The 19,817-nt window shown below is 69.3% G+C and carries 13 protein-coding genes and 1 pseudogene; 2 read left to right on the plus strand and 12 right to left on the minus strand.

Annotated elements, in window-relative coordinates:
• Positions 1-75: 75 nt before the first annotated feature.
• From AC5JOC_RS00370 to AC5JOC_RS00380, 3 genes and pseudogenes are all read right to left on the minus strand, one after another.
• Positions 76-336, minus strand: a pseudogene (locus AC5JOC_RS00370) (lamin tail domain-containing protein); the annotation flags it as partial.
• 260 nt (positions 337-596) lie between these two features.
• Positions 597-1,115, minus strand: a complete 519-nt coding sequence (locus AC5JOC_RS00375; RefSeq protein WP_064294321.1) for an amino-acid N-acetyltransferase — start codon at positions 1,113-1,115, stop codon at positions 597-599.
• A 248-nt stretch (positions 1,116-1,363) separates the two neighbouring features.
• Positions 1,364-2,740 carry a glucose-6-phosphate dehydrogenase gene (locus tag AC5JOC_RS00380; RefSeq protein ID WP_494244816.1) on the minus strand — a complete coding sequence of 459 codons (1,377 nt, stop codon included), beginning with the start codon at positions 2,738-2,740 and terminating at the stop codon, positions 1,364-1,366.
• A 269-nt stretch (positions 2,741-3,009) separates the two neighbouring features.
• On the opposite strand from AC5JOC_RS00380, the gene AC5JOC_RS00385 reads away from it, so the two are divergent.
• Positions 3,010-3,936 carry a Ppx/GppA phosphatase family protein gene (locus AC5JOC_RS00385; RefSeq protein WP_064294323.1) on the plus strand — a complete coding sequence of 309 codons (927 nt, stop codon included), beginning with the start codon at positions 3,010-3,012 and terminating at the stop codon, positions 3,934-3,936.
• Between the two features lie 127 nt (positions 3,937-4,063).
• On the opposite strand, the gene AC5JOC_RS00390 is transcribed toward AC5JOC_RS00385, so the two are convergent.
• The 9 genes from AC5JOC_RS00390 to lysS form a co-directional block, all read right to left on the minus strand.
• Complete coding sequence (locus AC5JOC_RS00390; RefSeq protein WP_064294324.1) at positions 4,064-6,592, minus strand: ATP-dependent Clp protease ATP-binding subunit; 2,529 nt, start codon at positions 6,590-6,592, stop codon at positions 4,064-4,066.
• A gap of 173 nt (positions 6,593-6,765) precedes the next feature.
• Positions 6,766-7,899: a baeRF11 domain-containing protein gene (locus AC5JOC_RS00395; protein ID WP_079705167.1), complete on the minus strand. Its 1,134-nt coding sequence runs from the start codon at positions 7,897-7,899 to the stop codon at positions 6,766-6,768.
• A gap of 179 nt (positions 7,900-8,078) precedes the next feature.
• Positions 8,079-11,594, minus strand: coding sequence for an SdrD B-like domain-containing protein (locus AC5JOC_RS00400; RefSeq protein ID WP_494244818.1), 3,516 nt, complete (start codon positions 11,592-11,594; stop codon positions 8,079-8,081).
• Between the two features lie 174 nt (positions 11,595-11,768).
• Complete coding sequence (locus AC5JOC_RS00405; RefSeq protein WP_494244820.1) at positions 11,769-12,878, minus strand: SdrD B-like domain-containing protein; 1,110 nt, start codon at positions 12,876-12,878, stop codon at positions 11,769-11,771.
• Between the two features lie 1,275 nt (positions 12,879-14,153).
• The gene (locus AC5JOC_RS00410) at positions 14,154-15,380 is read right to left on the minus strand and encodes a hypothetical protein (RefSeq protein WP_494244821.1); all 1,227 of its coding nucleotides are present in this window, start codon (positions 15,378-15,380) and stop codon (positions 14,154-14,156) included.
• Between the two features lie 75 nt (positions 15,381-15,455).
• Entirely contained in the window at positions 15,456-16,925 is a 1,470-nt protein-coding gene (gene cls, locus AC5JOC_RS00415; RefSeq protein WP_137242235.1) for a cardiolipin synthase, read from the minus strand.
• A gap of 78 nt (positions 16,926-17,003) precedes the next feature.
• Complete coding sequence (locus AC5JOC_RS00420; RefSeq protein ID WP_194718988.1) at positions 17,004-17,201, minus strand: hypothetical protein; 198 nt, start codon at positions 17,199-17,201, stop codon at positions 17,004-17,006.
• A 120-nt stretch (positions 17,202-17,321) separates the two neighbouring features.
• The gene (locus AC5JOC_RS00425; RefSeq protein WP_153303387.1) at positions 17,322-17,468 is read right to left on the minus strand and encodes a hypothetical protein; all 147 of its coding nucleotides are present in this window, start codon (positions 17,466-17,468) and stop codon (positions 17,322-17,324) included.
• A 41-nt stretch (positions 17,469-17,509) separates the two neighbouring features.
• The gene (gene lysS, locus AC5JOC_RS00430) at positions 17,510-19,030 is read right to left on the minus strand and encodes a lysine--tRNA ligase (RefSeq protein WP_274499458.1); all 1,521 of its coding nucleotides are present in this window, start codon (positions 19,028-19,030) and stop codon (positions 17,510-17,512) included.
• 217 nt (positions 19,031-19,247) lie between these two features.
• Between lysS and AC5JOC_RS00435 the strand changes: the two genes are divergently transcribed.
• A complete protein-coding gene (locus AC5JOC_RS00435) occupies positions 19,248-19,760 on the plus strand; it encodes a DoxX family protein (protein ID WP_494244824.1) in 513 nt (170 codons plus the stop codon).
• Positions 19,761-19,817: the final 57 nt, after the last annotated feature.

Here is a 19,817-nt window from a genome sequence, read left to right on the forward strand (position 1 = left end):
GCGCCGTTCGCTGCAGCCCGAGACGAGGAAGTAGCCGCCGGCCGCGATCGTCCCGGTGAGCGGCACCGTCGGTCGACGAGGCGCCGACGCCGGTCGAGCCGAGCGGTACTGGATCGACCAGCCGCTGACGTCGACCACCGCGTCGCTCGGGTTGTAGAGCTCGACGAACTTGTTCAGGTAGGGCGCGTTCGCGCTCCCGCCCGAGAGGTAGGCCTCGTTGATGACGACACCGAGGCCGTCGGTCGAGGCGACGGCTGGTGTCGCCACGAGGGGCGCGGCGACGAGCCCGGCAAGGGCGGCGAAGGCGGACAGCCTCCACGGGTGTTTGAACGACATGTGGCTCCGAATCGAGGGCCGTCCTCGTTCGGAGCGCGCGACAACGCACCCCCCATTCGAGGCACAGACGATGGGTAGTGCCTCACAAGCTAACCGACATGCGTGACGGAAGACCACCGCGAATGTGAACGGCACGTAAATCCGGGCCTGCTCATCTGAGCACGGGCTTCGCGCTGGAAACGAAGGAAAGCGCTGATCAGCGCGGCATTGTGAACGGTCTCATCGGTCACTCCGACGAGCGCCAACCTTCAAGCTGTGGTTCAGAGCAGCTTGAGCATCCGGGTGTTACCGAGCGTATTCGGCTTGACCCGCGCGAGGTCGAGGAACTCCGCGACACCTTCGTCCGACGAGCGCACGAGCTGTGCGTAGACCTCGGGTGGGACGATCTCCTCGCCGATCTCCTGATAGCCGTGCCTCGTGAAGAAGCCGGTTTCGAAGGTCAGGCAGAACAGGCGACGCAGGCCGAGCTCGATCGCGTCGTGCTCGAGGCGCTCGACGAGCGCGTGGCCGACCCCGGTGCCGAGGTGGTCTGCGGAGACGGCGAGCGTGCGGACCTCACCGAGGTCCTCCCAGATGACGTGCAGCGCGCCGCAGCCGATGAGTTCGCCGTCGGGTGTCTCGGCGACGCGGAACTCCTGGACCGCTTCGTAGAAGACGACGTCGTCCTTGCCGAGGAGGATGCGCTGCTGCACGAGTGGTTCGACGAGCGCCTGGATGCGGCGGACGTCGCTCGTGCGGGCGCGACGGACCACATACCCCTGCTGAGCCTGCTCGACCATCCCGCCTCCTCCTGTCAGAACCTCCGAGAAGTCTACTGACGCCAGCGCGGTGCTCCCGACCGAGCGCGGGTTGGTGGGCGTCAGCGCGGTGCGCTCGAGCGAGCGCTGCCGAAGCGGCGTGAGCGCTACCCAGCCGCGCGAGCGCGGGCCTCCAGAGGGGCGCGCTCGGTCCGGTGGGGCGCGCTCACGTCAGCGCACCGCGCTGGCGCCGGACACCGGAGTGACGGCACCGGATCACGAGGGGCGGATCAGTGCCAGGACCTCGGGCCCGCGGTGCCGGCCGGGTAGGTGTCGATCGACACCTCGTCCTTGCGCCACGCCTTGAGGACCGGCGCGACGATCCGCCAGCACTGCTCGGCGACGTCACCGCGCACCGACAGGGTCGGGTCTCCCTCGAGGATGCTCGACAGGACCTCGCCGTAGGCACTGAGCTGCCCGGCCTGGAGTTCGGCATGGAGGGCGACCGGGTCAAGTTCGAAGGGGTCGTCCTCGCCGTTGATCATCAGGTCGAGGTCGAGCGACGCCGGCTTCAGGCCGATGCGGAGCCGCGCCGGGGTCTTCATGCCGTGCAGGCCGGACGGGAGGTGCGGCACCGGCTTGAAGGTGAAGACGATCTCCTGACGGGTGTCCGCCAGCGCCTTCCCGGACCGCAGCACGAACGGGACACCGGCCCAACGCCAGTTGTCGATCGCGAGGGTCATCTCGGCGAGCGTCTCCGTGTGGTGCGACGGGTCCACGCCCTGCTCGTCGATGTAGGCGGGCAGCTTGCGGTCGCCGATCGTCCCGGCGCCGTAGCGTGCACGCCGACTCTCCGTGCCGTTCGCCTTCCACGGACGGGTCGCCCGCAGCACCTGGGCCATGCCGCCGCGCAGATCCTCGGCGTCGACGCTCGCCGGTGGCTCCATGGCCGCGAACGCGAGGACGAGGAGCAGGTGACTCTGGATCATGTCGATCAGCGCGCCCGCACGGTCGTAGTACCCGGCGCGACCCTCGAGGGCCAGCTGCTCGTCGAAGACGATGTCGACGCGTTCGACGTTGTCGGCGGAGAGGAGCGGTTCGAAGATGCGGTTCGCGAAGCGCAGGCCCAGCAGGTTGAGGACCGTCGACTTGCCGAGGAAGTGGTCGACGCGGAACACCTGCTCCTCCGGCACCAGGTGCTGGAGCAGGCGGTTGAGCGAGCGGGCGGAGGCGTAGTCGGTGCCGAACGGCTTCTCGAGGGCGAGCATGATGCCCTTGGGGAGCTCCAGCTTCCGGAGCGCCTTACAGGCGAGCAGGGTGATGGCGGGCGGCAGGGCGAAGTAGAGGGCGACGTTCGGTCCGGCTGCCGCGAGGACGCGTTCGAGCGACGCCGGGTCGGAGACGTCGGCCTGCACGTAGGTGGTCTCGGCGACGATCGTCTCGGCGAGCTTCGACGGGGCGTCCGCGAACGCGGTCTCGACGCGCTTCCGCCAGGCCTCGTCGCTCGACTCGGAGCGGTCGACCCCGATGAGGCGCACCGCCTCGCCACGCGGGGAGGCGAGGAGCGACGCGAGTCCGGGCAGCAGGAGTCGGGCCGTGAGATCGCCCCCGGCACCGAGGATCACGAGGGTTCGAGGGGCGGAGGATTCCGAGGTGGCGGCGGTCATGCGGCGATCCTACGCGGTGCGCCGACGAGGTCGCGCGGCCTTGCGCCCTCCCGAGGTCCCCCCCCGGCCAGTGCGGTGCGCTGACGCGAGCGGAGGTGTGGGCGTCAGCGCGGTGCGCTGACGCGAGTGGCGCGGTATGGCCTCCCGCGGTCAGGCGTGGGCGCCCCCTCCGGAGACCCGCGCTCACGCGCTGGACCCGCGCTCACGTCAGCGCACCGCGCTGGCGACCACCACAGCAGACCCGGGCGGGCAGGCAGTACTGTGAGCGCATGCGACTCGGAGTCCTCGACGTGGGATCGAACACCGTCCACCTGCTCATCGTCGACGCCCACCCGGGAGCACGGCCGATCCCCCAGTCGTCGCACAAGTCGGTGCTGCGACTCATGCGATACCTCACGCCGGATGGATCGATCAGCGATGAGGGCGTCGCGGTCATCCTCGAGTCGATCGGTGCAGCCGCAGCGATCGCCCGCGAGAGCGGCCTCGACGAGCTCCTCTCGATGGCGACCTCGGCCATCCGTGAGGCGACGAACGGGCCGGAGGTCCTCGCCCTCGTCGAGGAACGGACCGGCATCGCCCTGCAGGTCCTCTCCGGTGACGACGAGGCGAAGCTCACCTTCCTCGCCGTCCGCCGCTGGTACGGCTGGTCGGCCGGCGAGATGCTCCTCCTCGACATCGGCGGCGGCTCACTCGAGATCGCGGCCGGCGGCGACGAGTACCCCGATGTCGCGATCTCCCTCCCGCTCGGCGCCGGCCGCTCCACCGTCGGCTTCCTCCACGACGACCCGCCGACCGCCGCACAGCAGGAGGCACTCCGCCTGCACGCCCGCGAGGTGCTCACCGCAGCACTCCCCGCGTTCGCCGAGGAGCCCGACGCCCATCACGTCGTCGGGTCGTCCAAGACCATCCGCTCCCTCGCACGCCTCGCAGGATCGGTGGCCGACGGCATCGGTGGCACCGAACGGTCGCTGCTCCGGCGCAGCCAGCTCGACGACTGGATCCCCCGGCTCGCCCGCATTCCGGCTGAGGCCCGCCCCGCGCTCCCCGGGATCACCGCCGACCGGACCTTCCAGATCGTCGCCGGCGGCATCGTCCTGTCCGAGGCGATGGCCGCCTTCCGCGTCCGCGAGCTCGACGTCTCCCCGTGGGCGCTCCGCGAGGGCATCATCCTCCGCTACCTCGACCGCCTCGGCTGACCGCCACCGTTCGCTCGCCCAGGTTCGGGCGCTCCAGTGCTCGCGCGCCCGAAGATGGGCGAACGAACACGCCCAGACACGACGAAGGCCCCCACTCCGCGGAGTGGGGGCCTTCGGTGACTCGGGACTACTCGCCCGTGATGGCGAGGTCCGGCGTGGCCGAACCCGTACCGAGCGACGCCTGCGCGTTGACGCCGGCACCGACCGACTCACCACGAGCCGAGGTCGTGAAGGCGAACGCGCCGTTCACGAAGTCGACGTGCACGTGGTCGCCGGCGTTGAGCTCGCCGTGGAGGATCTGCTCGCTGAGCTGGTCCTCGACCTCGCGCTGCATCGCACGACGCAGCGGACGAGCACCGAGGGTCGGGTCGAAGCCGACCTCGATGAGGCGCTCCTTCGCCGGCAGCGTGAGCTCGATCGTCATGTCGCGGTCGAGCAGACGCTCCGAGAGACGCTTCGTGAACAGGTCCACGATCTGCAGGAGCTCCGGCTTCGACAGCTGCGGGAACACGATGATGTCGTCGACACGGTTCAGGAACTCGGGCTTGAAGTGCTTCTTCAGCTCCTCGTTCACCTTGCCGCGCATGATGTCGTACCCGGTCGAGGCGTTGCCCTCGATCTGGAAGCCGACCGGACCACCGGCGATGTCACGAGCACCGAGGTTGGTGGTCATGATGATGACGGTGTTCTTGAAGTCGACGACGCGACCCTGACCATCCGTCAACCGGCCCTCTTCCAGGATCTGGAGGAGCGAGTTGAAGATGTCGGGGTGGGCCTTCTCGATCTCGTCGAAGAGCACGACGCTGAACGGCTTGCGACGCACCTTCTCGGTGAGCTGGCCGCCCTCTTCGAAGCCGACGAACCCGGGAGGAGCACCGAACAGTCGCGAGACCGTGTGCTTCTCGCCGTACTCCGACATGTCGAGGGAGATCAGCGCGCCTTCGTCGTCGAACAGGAACTCGGCGAGCGCCTTCGCGAGCTCGGTCTTACCGACACCCGTGGGGCCGGCGAAGATGAACGAGCCCGAGGGACGCTTCGGGTCCTTGAGGCCGGCACGCGTGCGGCGGATGGTCTTGGAGAGCGCCGAGATGGCCTCCTCCTGACCGATGACCCGCTGGTGCAGCGCCTTCTCCATGAAGACGAGTCGCGAGGACTCCTCTTCCGTGAGCTTGAAGACGGGGATGCCGGTCGCCTGGGCGAGGACCTCGGCGATCAGACCCTCGTCGACCTCGGCGGTCGTCTTGACGTCGCCCGAGCGCCACTGCTTCTCGAGGCGAAGACGCTCGCCGAGGAGGTTCTTCTCCTCGTCGCGGAGCGACGCCGCCTTCTCGAAGTCCTGCTCCTCGATGGCCGTCTCCTTGGCCTCGCGGACGCCGGCGATCTTGTCGTCGAACTCGCGCAGCTCCGGGGGGCTCGAGAGGATCGACAGACGCAGGCGTGCACCGGCCTCGTCGATCAGGTCGATGGCCTTGTCGGGCAGGAAGCGGTCGGAGATGTACCGGTCGGCGAGGTTCGCCGCCGAGACGAGCGCGCCGTCGGTGATGGACACCTTGTGGTGTGCCTCGTACCGGTCGCGCAGCCCCTTGAGGATGTTGATCGTGTGGGGCAGCGACGGCTCCATGACCTGGATCGGCTGGAAGCGACGCTCGAGTGCGGCGTCCTTCTCGAAGTGCTTGCGGTACTCGTCGAGCGTGGTGGCACCGATGGTCTGGAGCTCACCGCGAGCGAGCAGCGGCTTGAGGATGGAGGCCGCGTCGATCGCGCCTTCGGCGGCACCGGCACCCACGAGGGTGTGGATCTCGTCGATGAAGACGATGATGTCGCCGCGGGTGCGGATCTCCTTGGTGACCTTCTTCAGGCGCTCCTCGAAGTCACCGCGGTAGCGGCTGCCGGCGATGAGCGAGCCGAGGTCGAGCGAGTACAGCTGCTTGTCCTTCAGCGTCTCCGGGACATCGCCCTTGACGATCGCCTGGGCGAGACCCTCGACGACGGCGGTCTTGCCGACGCCGGGCTCACCGATGAGGACCGGGTTGTTCTTCGAGCGACGGGAGAGGATCTGCATGACCCGCTCCATCTCCTTGTCGCGACCGATGACCGGGTCGAGCTTGTTGTCGCGCGCGGCCTGCGTGAGGTTACGGCCGAACTGGTCGAGGATCTGCGACCCGCCCTGTGCCTGCTGCTCACTCTGGTTGCCGCCGACCGGGGCTGCTTCCTTGCCCTGGTAGCCGGACAGCAGCTGGATGACCTGCTGGCGCACGCGGTTGAGGTCGGCACCCAGCTTCACGAGGACCTGGGCTGCGACGCCCTCGCCCTCGCGGATGAGGCCGAGCAGGATGTGCTCCGTGCCGATGTAGTTGTGGCCGAGCTGCAGCGCTTCGCGCAGGCTCAGCTCCAGCACCTTCTTGGCGCGCGGCGTGAACGGGATGTGTCCCGTCGGCTGCTGCTGGCCGGTGCCGATGATGTCGGTGACCTGCTCGCGCACGGCATCGAGGGAGATCCCGAGGGACTCGAGCGCCTTGGCGGCGACTCCTTCTCCCTCGTGGATGAGGCCGAGCAGGATGTGCTCGGTCCCGATGTAGTTGTGGTTGAGCATCTTGGCCTCTTCCTGGGCCAGGACGACGACACGACGCGCACGGTCGGTGAATCTCTCGAACATGATCACTCTCCTCCGGCACCGGGCAGGGTGGTGATGCCGTTAGTAGGAGCGTAACGACCGCCGCAGCTCTCTTCGCCCCTGTTCGCCGTGGGCGTGATGCGCGGCCACCGGGAACGCCGCAGCGCACGTGCACCGGGCACGTGCGCTGCGGGTGTCGGAGGATCGCGGCTCGGTCAGACCGGGAACCGGACGGTCGCCGCGAGGGCGCCCCCACCGGGGACGTCGTCGGCGCGGACGGCGAGGATCCGGGCGTCGGAGAGCAGCGCCCGGCGGAGGATCTCGTCGATCACGCCGTAGTTCGTCGCGTCGGCGTCGTCGGCGAGGGTGACGACACCGGTGGTCTCGTCGACCGTGCCCGGCAGGTTGCTGTCGATGTCGACGAACAGGGTGTCGACCGCGTTCGCCGTCGCGGCGCGTGCCACGTCGCCGAGGTCGGTCACGGCACGGCCGTTCGACGCGCGGGTGCCGAACTCCTCGCACAGCGCGTGCAGTTCGGCGGCGTACAGCTCGTCGAGGATCGGGCGGGCCGCCGCGGCGAGCTGCTCGTCCGAGCGCTCCTGCTGATTGCCCTCGATCTCGGGCTTCACCAACTGCTTCGAGGTGCACACCGATCGGAAGATTCCGGTCATCGGCTCGGCTCCGGCGAGGATCAACGGCTCCTTCGAATTCGCGAGGATAGGGGCGAGCGCCTTGTCGATCACCTGCGCATACTCCTGCATCCGGATCTTCTGGCCCTCCGACCCCTGGATGCGTCCGAGCTGCTCCCGACCGTTCGATCCACGCCCACGGATGGAGTCCACGTGGGCGGCCGCCGCGACGTCGTCGGGGATGTCCAGTTCGATGCTCGTCGCCGGGAGGTCCCGTGCCACGGCGACGAGCCGCACGCCGCTCTGCGCCAGGGCGAGCACGTAGGCGGATTGCGGGAACGTGAGGGCGCGCATGAGCGGCTTGATGTAGAAGCGGTCGGAGACCTCGTTGCACGAGCGCAGGACGTTGGGCACGCGGAAGTACCTGGTCGTCGACGGGCTCACGAAGATCGCGAGGCTCGACGACAGGTACCGCAGGAAGTCGGGGTCTTCGAGGAGCCGATCGATCTCGTCGGTGAACCGGCTGACGTCGGTGCGGTCCGCCCCGGCCGACGCCAACTGTTCGACGGCCTGTTTCACCTGGTTCTTCAGGTCGAGCCGGATGTGGCTCGTGTCCGCGGGGTTGGTGCTCGTCTCGAGGTAGATCGACACGCTCGACGCTTCTCGGGCGGTCGCGAGCTCGACGATGTCGGAGCGGGTCGGAATATCGGTGTGGTGCACTGATGCCTCCTTCGATCGCGTCAGGCGAAGGGTCGACCGGGAGCAGGCGACGCCGTCGTGGGCCTGACTTGACCCCAGTATAGGGAGCGCCCACCCCTCGATCCGGGGTCGATTCTGCGGACATTCGGAGCCGGGTCGGGCCGCGGGACCTCGATCCCGCGGCCCGACTCACGGCCTCGTCACTCGGTCGTGACCGGGCCGTCCGTCGGCTGCTCCGATGCGACGAGGCGTCGCGTCCGCCGCAGCGCGAGGACGAGCAGACCGGCGACGACGAGCAGGCCGGCCGCGAGGAGCGCGCCGGTCGTGAGCCCGGCGCCGGTGACGGCGAGCGGACTCGCGGTGTCCCGGCCGGTCGTGGCCTCCGGTGCACCCGGCGTCGCGCCCGGCCCCTCCGGATCCGGGCCGGTCCCGGGCTCGGTCGCGATGAGACCGCCGTTCCAACGGAGGTCCTCGCCGTCGGTTCCGTTCGGCGACGGGTCCGCGATCACGATGTCCGGCATGACCCACTCCGCCGGGTCGATCGCGGAGTTCCGGAGATCGTCGTCGCCGACCCGAGGCGACGTGGCGTCGGCCATCAGGTCGTCCGGGAGTCGCACGTCGATCCGGTAGGCACCGGAACGGAGCGCATCGAACCGGTACTGCCCGTCGGCGTCGGTCGTGACGGTCCGGGTGACCGGCTCCCCGCGCTTGTCGGTGCCGGTCAGTTCGAGCTCGACGTCTGCGACACCGGGCCCCGGCGTCCCGTCGAGCCCGTCGTCGTCGAGCCCGTTCGCGTCGAGATCCCACCAGATGCGTTCGCCGAGCGCCGAGCTCACCAGCTGAGCCGCGACCTGGGGCGATTGTGCGCCGAGCGATTGCGTCGCGGAGTGCACGACGGCGTCGTTCACGAACCGGGCGTCGACCGCGGCACCGGTGGTCGTCAGCTCGTAGTCGACGACCACCGGCGCGAACGGCGCGAGCTCGGCGACGGTGGCCTCGATCGCGGTCGCCTCTGCGATGGACGCCGGGCACCCGGTCATGCCGAATTCGTCCGCCGCGCACCACCGCGCTCCGTCCGGCAGGGTGCCGAAGCCGTCGTCGACGACGGGGTCGACGTTGCTCGCGACCGCATCACCGGGGGCCGCCGTGTAGCGGAGGTCCGCTCCGTCCGACGAGGCCGGACCCGCCAGGACGCCCTGCCCGGTCGAGCCACGTTCGTCGCCCGGGTACGGGAGGACGTCGATCATCCGCACCTCGCGCTGCACGGCCCCGGCGCTCATGTTCCCGAAGACGACGTCGACCTCGACCGCGTCGCCGAACTCGACGACGGACCGGGCCACGTGCTTGTCGATCTGCAGTCCGGATGGGGTGGTGACCACCATCGACTGCCAGGAGTAGTGGGAGTCGAGTCGTCCTGGCTCCGCGGGGAAGTCCGTCAGGGACCCCGGGTCGTCCGGACTCGCGACGATCGCACGATTGAGGAACTGTCCGACGGAGAACCGGTCCGAGACCGCGGTGTAGGCGATCACCGGCTCGGCTCCCTGTCGGATCCGCCCGAGGTCCCAGGTGAGGAGCGTGCTGCCGTCCGCCTGCGGGACCACGGTCGTGGCCGCCGGGGTCGCCGAACCCTCGTCGAAGAGGAATCCGGCCGGCAGGGAGTCCGTGACCGTCACGGCGTCGGCTCGATCGGCCACCCCGTCGGGGGTGATGATCTGCGGACGCACCTCGAAGGTGATGGGTGAGCCAGCCGCGATCGGTGCCGGCGCGCCAGGCGCGACCTCCGGCGAGGTGGCCCGCTTGTTGAGCGTGACCGCCGCGTTCGCGGCGACCAGCTGATCGCCACGGGGGTACTGTGCGTTGCCCTCGGACGCGCGGTACCGGCCGTGCCACCATCCGTCCTCGACCCAGGCGGTCGCCGACTCCCGGTCCGGACCGTTGCCGGAGGACTTGATGCTGTAGGTCTCGGTGATCATGGTGCCCACGTCGAGGCCCTGTTCGGCCTGCAGTTGCACCCACAGGGTCACGCTCGTGCGAGGAGGGAGCTCGCCGTCGACGGGACGAAGACGGACCTTCGTGATGTCGTCGGTGTCGACGAGTGACGGGTCGGAGATCCAGGTGTCGTCGGCGTCGTCGCAGGTGGTCGCATCCATCTGCGCCTGCCGGGTCTCGGCGTCGGCCGCGGCGTCGACGCTGGGCGTCGTCCCGTACTCGACGATCACGGCCCCGGCGGTTGAGCGGAACTCCGCAGGGTCTCCACCGCCGGGACGCTCACCGACCTGCTGGGTGGCCGGGTCGAACACCGCGCAGAGCACGGCGCCGGTCAGGGGGCTCGTCGTGGTGTTGTTCCAGGCGACGGTCTGCTCGAACCGCTGGCCGCCGGCGACAGGCCCGTCGCCGGAGCCGGCCGTGCTCTGTCCGGGCACCATGCGGTTGTCGGTCCGGCGGTCCGAGTACCGGCTCGCGTGGTCTCCGCCGCCGGTGCGCTGCGCGATCGTCGCGGTGGCGCCGTTGTCCGCCAGCGGCTCCGGAGCGTTCGGCAGGGGCGTCCCGTCGGCGGCGACACCCGTCACGCGGAGATCGGCGAGGTCCAGCCGCACGGGCAGGGCGCCGTTCGCCGGGACGTCGTCCTCGGGCACGAACACGCCGAATCGTCCAATGGCGAGGTAGCCCTGCGCCGTGATCGCGGAGCCGGAAGCGGACCGCGAGGGGATGTGGTCGCCGCTCAGGTCGGCCCCACTGACCGTGACGAGGACGGAACGGCCGTCGGCTGCCGGCTCGCAGGTCCAGGTCCCGGAATCCGAGACCGCGTCGTCGCCTCCGCCCGCCGCCTTCGGGAAGACCGCGGAGTCGAAGGCCCCGGTGAGACAGCTCTGCGGCACTGGCCTCCCCTCAGGGTTGACGGTCGCGAGCCGCGCGCCGGCTGGATACCCGTTGAGATCGATGACGAAGGTGACGTCGCCCACGACGTTCCCGGATCCGCGGGCGCCGCGTCCCTCATCGGTGCCGAAATCGGTGATCGAGAGGTAGGTGTCGTGTGCGATGTACCAACCCACGGTGCCGTCCTGCTCCTGCACGCCGTCGACGACCGGCCCCCGTCGGACGCCGACGTTGACGCGCGGGCCGCTGCTCACCACCAGATCCGGTGCGGTCGTGCTGGCCCGGATCTCGGACCCGTCGGCGGCGTCGGCGGCGATGATCTCGATACCGTCCTGCGGCGCGCTGATGACGGTGCCGTTCGCCGGCGCGGTGGTGAGCATCGCAGTGAGCTCGATGGCGCTCACCGAGTTCGGGAGGACGTCGGAGCGGACGCAGTCGAGGACGGCGCGGTCGGGACTGACCGTCGATCCGGCGACGCAGTACCCCGGCAACTGATCGACGGTGGGCCACTGCAACCCTTCGGGCAGCCGCTGTCGGACGACCACCCGGTTGTCGCGGGCGGCCCCGCGCAGCTGCGCCTCGATCGTGTACGTCACGGCGTCGTGGGACCGCAGCACCGCGTCGTCGGGTGAGACGTCGAGCCCCGGACCGGGCGCCGGATCGAAGGGAACGCTCCCGGTGGCGGTGCGCTGCAGCGAGGTGTTGAGGCCGAGCGCCTGGGTCGAGGCGGCAGCGGGAGTCGAGGTGGTGTCCGGTGCCGTGACCGGCAGCATGGCGCCGCCGGTGACGGCGACGATGGACAGGGCGCCGAGCGCCCTGCGGAAGAGGATGGTGTTCACGTGGGTCCGACCTTCTGGAGGAGAGGGGGCGGTCACACGATACACAAATTGGTCGACTGATATGTGGGATATTCGAATGTCGATGCGATATAGGACGCCTGTCGGGAACGGGCCATCCGTTCGAAGCATGACGAAGGGGGCCGACCGCGATGCGGTCGACCCCCTTCGATGCGATCACTCGGCCGTTGTCGCCTCCGGCTCCATCCGACGACGGCGGGCGAGGACGAGACCGGCTCCGATCGCCAGGAGTAGCGCGGCCGTCACGGCCCCCGCGAACACCCACGCCGTACCGGTGTCGGCCAGGTCGCCGCGGGCGGTCTTCGCGGCAGCGTCGTCCACCTTCGGGATGCCGGGCGGATCCACGGGCGCAACCGGGGGCTCGGCTCCGACGACCAGCCCACCGTTCCAGGTCAGGTCCTCACCGTCCGCACCAGTGGGTGAGGGATCGACGATCGTGATGTCCTCCATCACGCCCGCAGCGGTGTCCACGGCGGAGTTCAGCAGGTCGTCGTCGCCGACGCGGAAGGTGGTCACACCCGCGTTCGCCGGGACGTCCACGACGATCGCGTATTCACCGGACACGAGACCCGAGAACCGGTAGGAGCCGGTCGAGTCGGTCACCGTCTCGGCCTCGACGACTTCACCGAACTTGTCGACTCCGGACAGGTGCATGGGCACGTCGGCGACGCCCTCACCGGGCGCCCCCTCCGGGCCGTCGTTGTCGAGACCGTCCTCGTTCGTGTCCCACCACAGACGCTGACCGATCGACGAGGACACCACGCGGGTGCTCACGAGCGGCGACCGGGCCCCCAGGGTCTGGGTCGCCGAGCGGACGGTCGCGTCGTTCGAGAAGGTGGCACCGCTCGGCGCACCCTGTGAGACGAGGGTGTACCGGACCTCGACGCGCTCCAGGGCCGCGAGCGAATCGACGTCCATCCGGATCGCGGTGACGTCGGCGAAGGACGTGGCACAGCCCTCGGCGCCGAGCTCGGACGCGGTGCACCAGGCCGAACCGGCCGGGAGCTCACCGTATCCGGCACTGCCGTCGACGACGGATGCCGCGGCGACGGCCGCCGGATCGGCGTCCGTGTACCGGACCGTGACACCGGACGGTGCCTCGACCGCTGCTGCCAGCACGCCCTCGACGGACGACGAGCGTGCATCACCGGCGTAGGGCAGCACGTCGATCGACGAGGCGCCCTGCTGCGGGGTGTCGGCGTTCATGTTCGCGAACGCGACCGTGTAATCGAGGTCGTCGCCGGACTCGACCACCTGCTGTGCCACCGACTTCTCGATGCGCAGCCCGCCGGGGGCACTGAGCGAGACCGTCTGACGCGAGTAGTGCGCGTCGGACGATCGTCGGGGAGGCCGGGATCTCCTCGAGGGACGACGGATCGTCGGAGCTCGAGACGATGACCTGGTTGACGAGGTCGCCGACGATCGTCGAGTCGGTCTTGGCCCAGTAGGTGATGACCGGCTCGCTCCCGCGGTCGATCCGCTCGAACGACCAGGTGAGCTCGGTACGTGCCGTCCTCCGCGGTCACCTGCACCGAGTCCGGAGCGGACTGGAGACGTCTGCAGGGTCGTAAGGCGAGCCCCTTCGGGAGTCGGTCGACCACGACGACGTCGCGCGCGGCGTCGGCGAGACCGGACTTGCTGGCGATCTGCGGGGTCAGTTCGAACTGCACGCGCTCGCCTGAGGCGACGTGCGCCGGCGATCCGGCGTCGACGGCGGGCGCGATCGCGCGCTTGGCGATGGCGACGGACCCCTCCGAGACGAGGAGGCGGTCTCCACGGGGGAAGTCCTTGTTCGTCGACTGCACCGGATTGTACTTCCCGTGGTACCAGGCGTCCTCGATCCAGTGGGTCGAGCGCATCGGCGTCCGTCGCTGTACATCGAGGTCGACTTCACCGAGTAGGTCTGCGTCGATGGTCTCGCCGACCGGCAGACCATCGCGGAGCTGCAGCGTGAGCGACCGCGTTGAACTGCGCTCCCGCCGGACAACATCGCCGCCGACGGGACGGTAGCGCACCCGCGTGACCTGCCTCGAGATCGAGCGACTGCCAGTTCGCGGTCCAGGTGTCGTCTGAGTCGTCGCAGGTCGCGGCGTCGAGGCCGCTCCAGCGGGTCTCGTCGTCGGCGGTGGCGTCCGACGACCGGACGTCGTGCCGTACTCGACGATGACCTGACTCGGGTTGAAGTCCCGTCGGCAGCCCCGCTCGCGCGGACGGTGACCGGAGGAGCCGCTCGGCACCCGTCGGTCGCGACGAACTGGGTCTTGGGGTCGAAGACCTGGCACACGATCGCGCCCGTCCATCGGCGCCGTCGACCGAGGAGTTGATGACGGCCGTGTAGTGCGACGAAGGTCTGGCCCGCTGGTCGACCGGGCCGTCTCCGGAACCGACCGTGCTCTGGCCGGGGACCTTGGTGAGGTTGGACGCACTGTCGAGATACCGCGTGCTGTGGCCCGGCACCCACGCGTCGGGTGAGGCGCGTCGTCACGGTGTTGTCGGTCAGCGGCTCCGCACGGATTCGCGATGGGCTCACCGGCTGCGTTCTCACCGAACGCCACGAGGTCGCGCAGGGTGACGAGCGAGTCGATACTCCCGTCGGACGGGACGTCGGTGTGCGGCACGAAGACCGCGAACTTGCCGATCGCGACGTAGCCCCGAGTGGTGATGTTGGCACCGGCCGCGGTCTTCGTCGGGATGTGATCCGCGCTGAGGTCGGCACCCGAGACGACCACGTGGATCAGCTGCGGGATTCGCCGCATCGGGCGTGCACGTCCAGGTGCCCGAGTCGGTGACGCTGTTCTCCGCACCGCCGGCGCTCCAGGGGAACGCACTGCCGTCGTAGGGGTTCAGCGCGCACCGCTGCCCGGCCAGATCGACGGCTTCGGCATGGTCGCTGAAGTCGGACAGGTCGATGTCGAACGTCACGTCGCCGACGATGGCCGACTGGCCCCGTGCGCCGAGTCCGCCCGCTGCGTTGTAGTCGGCGAGGTCGAGGAACGTGTCGAAGTACACGCGGTACCCCCTGACCCCCTCCGCGTTGACCGCGACCTGGTCGGTGGTGTGCCGCTTGACGCCGAGATTGAGGCGGGGACCCGTGCTCATGACGAGGTCGTCCGGCGTCACCGTCGAAGACGCGGCCTGCCCACTCGTCGCGTCGGCGGCCGACACCTGGATGGCGTCCGCCGGAGCCGGCAGGACGGTTCCGTCGGGCAGTGCCGTGCTGGCGGAGGCGATCAGGTCGTAGGTCGACACGGAGTTCGGCGCGACGTCGTGCACGACGCAGTCGACGGTGCGCGCATCATCGCTCACGACCGAACCGTCGCCGCAGTAGCCGGGTAGGGACCCGACGGCAGGCCACGTCATGCCGCCGGGGAGCTCCTGACGGATCGTCACGACACCGTCCTGGGCCGTGCCGTTCACCTGGACCTCGATGCGATAGGACACCGTGTCGTGCGAGCGGACGATGAGATCCTCGCCGCTGATGTCGCGACCGGGCCCTGCATCGTCGTCGAAGGGAGCCGTACCCGTGACCGTGCGCTGCAGCTTGGTCAACAGCGTCAGTGGACCGGCGTCAGGCGTCACCGCCGTCGGAGCTGCGGGCGCCTGGTCGGGCGCCGTCGGCGCCTCGGGAGACGCCGACGAGGTGTCGTCGGTCGTCGGCGGATCGGTCGCGGCCGACGCAGGCACGATCGCGCCGAAGCCGATCACCGCTGCTGCCGCAACGGCGGTGCAGGCCGCGAGTGCGCGTGGCGGGGAGAACAGAAGTGACATGGAGTCGCTTTCTCGAGGGGGTGAACCCTGCGAGAATATCAGACAGATATATCTGTTGAAAACAACACATATCAGTTACTGCAGCGCGGACGTCAATCTGGCGAGGTTGTCGAGCACCGTCGACCGGAGGGGCTGCTTCAACCATTCCGCGAGCGTCAGTTCCTTGCTGATCTCCCGGTACCCGTCCTCGACGCCGCGCATCTCCTGAACGAACTCGCGCCCGCGGACCATGAGCGAGACCTCCAGGTTGAGACCGAAGGAACGCATGTCCATGTTGCTCGACCCGATCACGGCGACGTCGTCGTCGATCGTGAAGTGCTTCGCGTGGAGGATGTACGGCGCCGGGTACTGGAAGATCCGCACGCCGGCTCGCAGGAGCGCCTCGTAGTAGGAGCGCTGCGCGTGCCAGACCATCGCCTGGTCGCCGATCTCCGAGACGAACAGGTCGACCGGCACACCACGCTGGACCGCCGTCGTGACCGCTGCGAGCAACGACTCGTCAGGCACGAAGTACGGACTCGTGATGACGATGCGCCGCTGCGCCGCGTAGATGAGGGTGAGGAACAGCTTGAGGTTGTTGTCGCCGTCGAACCCCGGCCCGCTCGGCACGACCTGCAGCTCGAGGTCGCCAACCGGTCGGGCCTCGAGCAGGCCGACCTCGTGGGAGAGCACGTCGCCCGTCTCGCTGTACCAGTCGCTCAGGAAGATCGTGTTGATCCCCGCGACCCCGGGGCCCTCCACCCGCGTCATGAGCTCCTGCCACTGGAGACCCCGCTTGATGTTGCCCGGCTTGTTGTAACTCCGGTCGATCATGTTCTGCGAGCCCATGAACGCGACCGCGCCGTCGACGATCACCATCTTGCGGTGGTTCCGGAGGTCGGGACGTTGGAACTTGCCCTTGAACGGTTGGAGCGGCAGCATGAGCGCCCACTGGGCACCCATCGCGGTGAGGCGTTTCAGCGTGTGCTTGTAGTCGGGGGTCCGCCAGCTCGCGAAGTGGTCGAGCAGCACCCGGACCGTGACGCCGCGGGCCACCGCGCGCTCGAGCGCGTCGAAGAACGGCTTCGTGGTGCGGTCGCAGGTGAGGATGTAGAACTCGACGTGCACGAACTGCTCGGCACGGTCGACCTCGTCGGCCATGGCGTGGAGCGAGGCCTCGTAGTCACCGATGAGACTCGCGGTGTTCCCGCCCTGCAGCGGCATCGACCCGAGGTTGCGGTTGAGCGTCACGACCGACCGGAACCAGGCCGGGGCGTTCGACGTCAGGTTCGCCTTGACGAGGTCGCGGGTCGTCTGGCGGATGTAGACGTTGATGTCGTACTGCTTCCGCCGGCGCACCCGTGGGAGTTTCGGGTTGCCGATGAGGAGGAAGGCGATGACACCGACGTACGGGATGAGGAAGATCGCGAGCAGCCAGGCCATCCCCGCGGTCGGGCGCCGGTTGCGCGGGACGACGATCACCGCGATGACACGGATGATGAAGTCCAGGACGAGGGCCGTGATGCCCAGCCAGTTCCAGGAGAACTCGATCGTCATGTCGCCCATCCGCTCAGCTGCCGAGGCTCCAGCCTACTGACCATGCCGGACAGCTGTGGGGCGACATCGCCACGTGATACGGGCGGGTCAGACCTCGCGAGGGGCGGAGGGCTCGACCGGCGGGAGACCGAGCTTCGCGCGCTGCTCCGCCTCGACCTGCGCGTACGCCTTGCGCTCGTTGCGGTCGGACCGCAGGATGGCGCGCATGACGACCCAGAAGATGATGCCGACGACCACGGTGGGCAGCAGCGACCAGAGCGCGTTGAGCCAGTAGTCTTCGATCACTCGTCAATCGTACCGCCCTTCGACAGGCTCAGGGACCGGAGGGTTCGCTCAGGGACCGGAGGGTTCGCTCAGGGACCGGAACGACGTGGTCGCGCGATGCCGAACGAGCGCGCAGCGGCCTCAGGAGCCTCCGGCGAGGGCGCCCCACAGACCGCTGACGACGAGGTACAGGCCGATCCCGCCGACCACGATCCAGATGGTGATGCGCGCCGTCGTCGGCCCCTGTTTCTTCGGGTCCTGGTGGTCGCCGGGGTCCATCATGCTCATCGTCGCGCCTGACTGTCGGTGGTCGTGCTGCCGGGTGGCCGCTACTTGACCAGGGGGAAGAGGATCGTCTCGCGGATGCCGAGACCGGTCAGCGCCATGAGGAGTCGGTCGATGCCCATCCCCATGCCTCCGGACGGCGGCATCCCGAACTCGAGCGCACGCAGGAACTCCTCGTCGAGACGCATGGCCTCGACGTCGCCCTGTGCGGCGAGCTTCGCCTGCTCGATGAAGCGTTCGCGCTGCACGACCGGGTCGACGAGCTCGGAGTAGCCGGTGGCGAGCTCGAAGCCGCGGACGTAGAGGTCCCACTTCTCGACCGCGCCATCGATGGAGCGATGGGCGCGCACGAGCGGGCTCGTGTCGACCGGGAAGTCCATGACGAAGGTCGGGCGCTCGAGGCCACCCTTGACGAAGTGCTCCCACAGCTCCTCGACGTACTTGCCGTGGATGGGGTGCGGGACCTCGACGCCCTCACGCTCGGCGAGCGCCTTGAGTTCCTCGATCGGCGTCTGCGGCGTGATCTCGACACCAGCGGCGGCCGAGAGGCTCTCGAACATCGAGATGCGGTCCCACTCGCCACCGAGGTCGAACTCCGTGCCGTCGGCCCAGGTGACGACGTGGCTCCCGCTCGTCGCGAGCGCGGCGTTCTGGATGAGGGTCTGCGTGAGGTCGGCCATGGTGCCGTAGTCGCCGTAGGCCTCGTACGCCTCGAGCATGGCGAACTCGGGGCTGTGCGTGGAGTCGGCGCCCTCGTTGCGGAAGTTGCGGTTGATCTCGTAGACGTGGTCGATGCCGCCGACGACGGCGCGCTTCAGGTACAGCTCGGGCGCGATGCGCAGGTAGAGCTCGGTGTCGAACGCGTTCGAGTGGGTGACGAAGGGGCGGGCCGAGGCTCCACCGTGCATGACCTGGAGCATCGGCGTCTCGACCTCGACGAAGTCGCGCTCGGTGAAGGTCTGGCGGAGGCTGGCCACCGTCTTGGCCCGGTCGAGCACGTTCTTGCGCGCCTGGTCGCGGGCGATGAGGTCGAGGTACCGGCTCCGGACCCGCGTCTCCTCGTTCAGCTCGTTGTGGAGGTTCGGCAGGGGCAGGATCGCCTTCGCCGCGATGGTCCACTCGGCCACCATGATCGACAGTTCGCCGCGGCGGCTGGAGATGACCTCGCCGGAGACGAAGACGTGGTCGCCGAGGTCGACGAGTTCCTTCCAAGCGGCGAGCTGTTCGTCGCCGACGCTGGCGAGGCTCACCATCGCCTGGATGCGGCTGCCGTCGCCCGACTGCAGGCTGGCGAAGCAGAGCTTGCCGGTGTTGCGCAGGTGCACGACGCGGCCTGCGACGCCGACCGTGACGCCCGTCGCCTCGTCGGGCTGGAGCTCACCGAAGCGGGCGCGCACCGCCGGGATCGTGTCGGTGATGGGGAGGGTGACGGGGTAGGCGCCACCGGCACCCGACGTCGCCTCGTCGATGAGGCGCTGGCGCTTCGCGAGCCGGACGGCCTTCTGCTCGGAGAGCTCTGCCTGCTCTGCTGCGTCGTCGATCGGCTCTGGCGTCGTGTCAGTCATGCGGTGGGATTCTCCTCGTGCGGTCACTGGAGTTTACCGGGGACCGTGCGGGCCGCGCGCACGGCCGGTTTCCTATGAACCGGCTATCGACGCCCTGACAAGGGTCTGCGAACAACCATTCGGAGGACATCGCCGGGTACCCGGGCCGTGCTTGGCTCGAAGGACAGGAGTCCCGATCGGGGGCACCGACGCCGGAAACGAACTCGAAAGGCTCGTCATGACGACGCTCTCCGACCACCAGCACACCGACCACCGTGAAGCCACCACCGTCCCACCGGTACCGGCCTCCCCCGCCGCGCCGCGCGGACAGGCGGGGATCGACGCCGGTCTCCTCCTCCTGCGCCTGGCCCTCGGCGTGGTCTTCATCGCCCACGGCCTCCAGAAGTTCCTCGTCGACTCCATTCCGGGCGTCGCCTCCGGGTTCGGAGGCATGGGCATCCCGGCACCGGAGGTCGCGGCGGTCGTCGTCGCCGGGCTCGAGGTGGTCGGTGGCCTGCTGCTCATCGTCGGCCTCGGCACGCGCATCGTGGGCGCCCTGCTCGCGGTGACGATGGCCGTGGCGATGGTGCTCGTGCACCTGCCGGCGGGGTTCTACGCCGCCGACGGTGGCTTCGAGTACGTCATGCTGCTCGCGCTCGCGTCGCTCGCGCTCACCCTCGCCGGCCCGGGCCGACTCGCCGATCGACGCGCTGATCCGTCGCCGCCGCAGCCGCTGACACGGGTCCGCTGACTCGGATCCGCCCGCCTGCCCGGACTCGGGTGGGCGGGCGGCGGTCCGTCCACCCGG

Source organism: Plantibacter sp. (assembly GCF_059073635.1).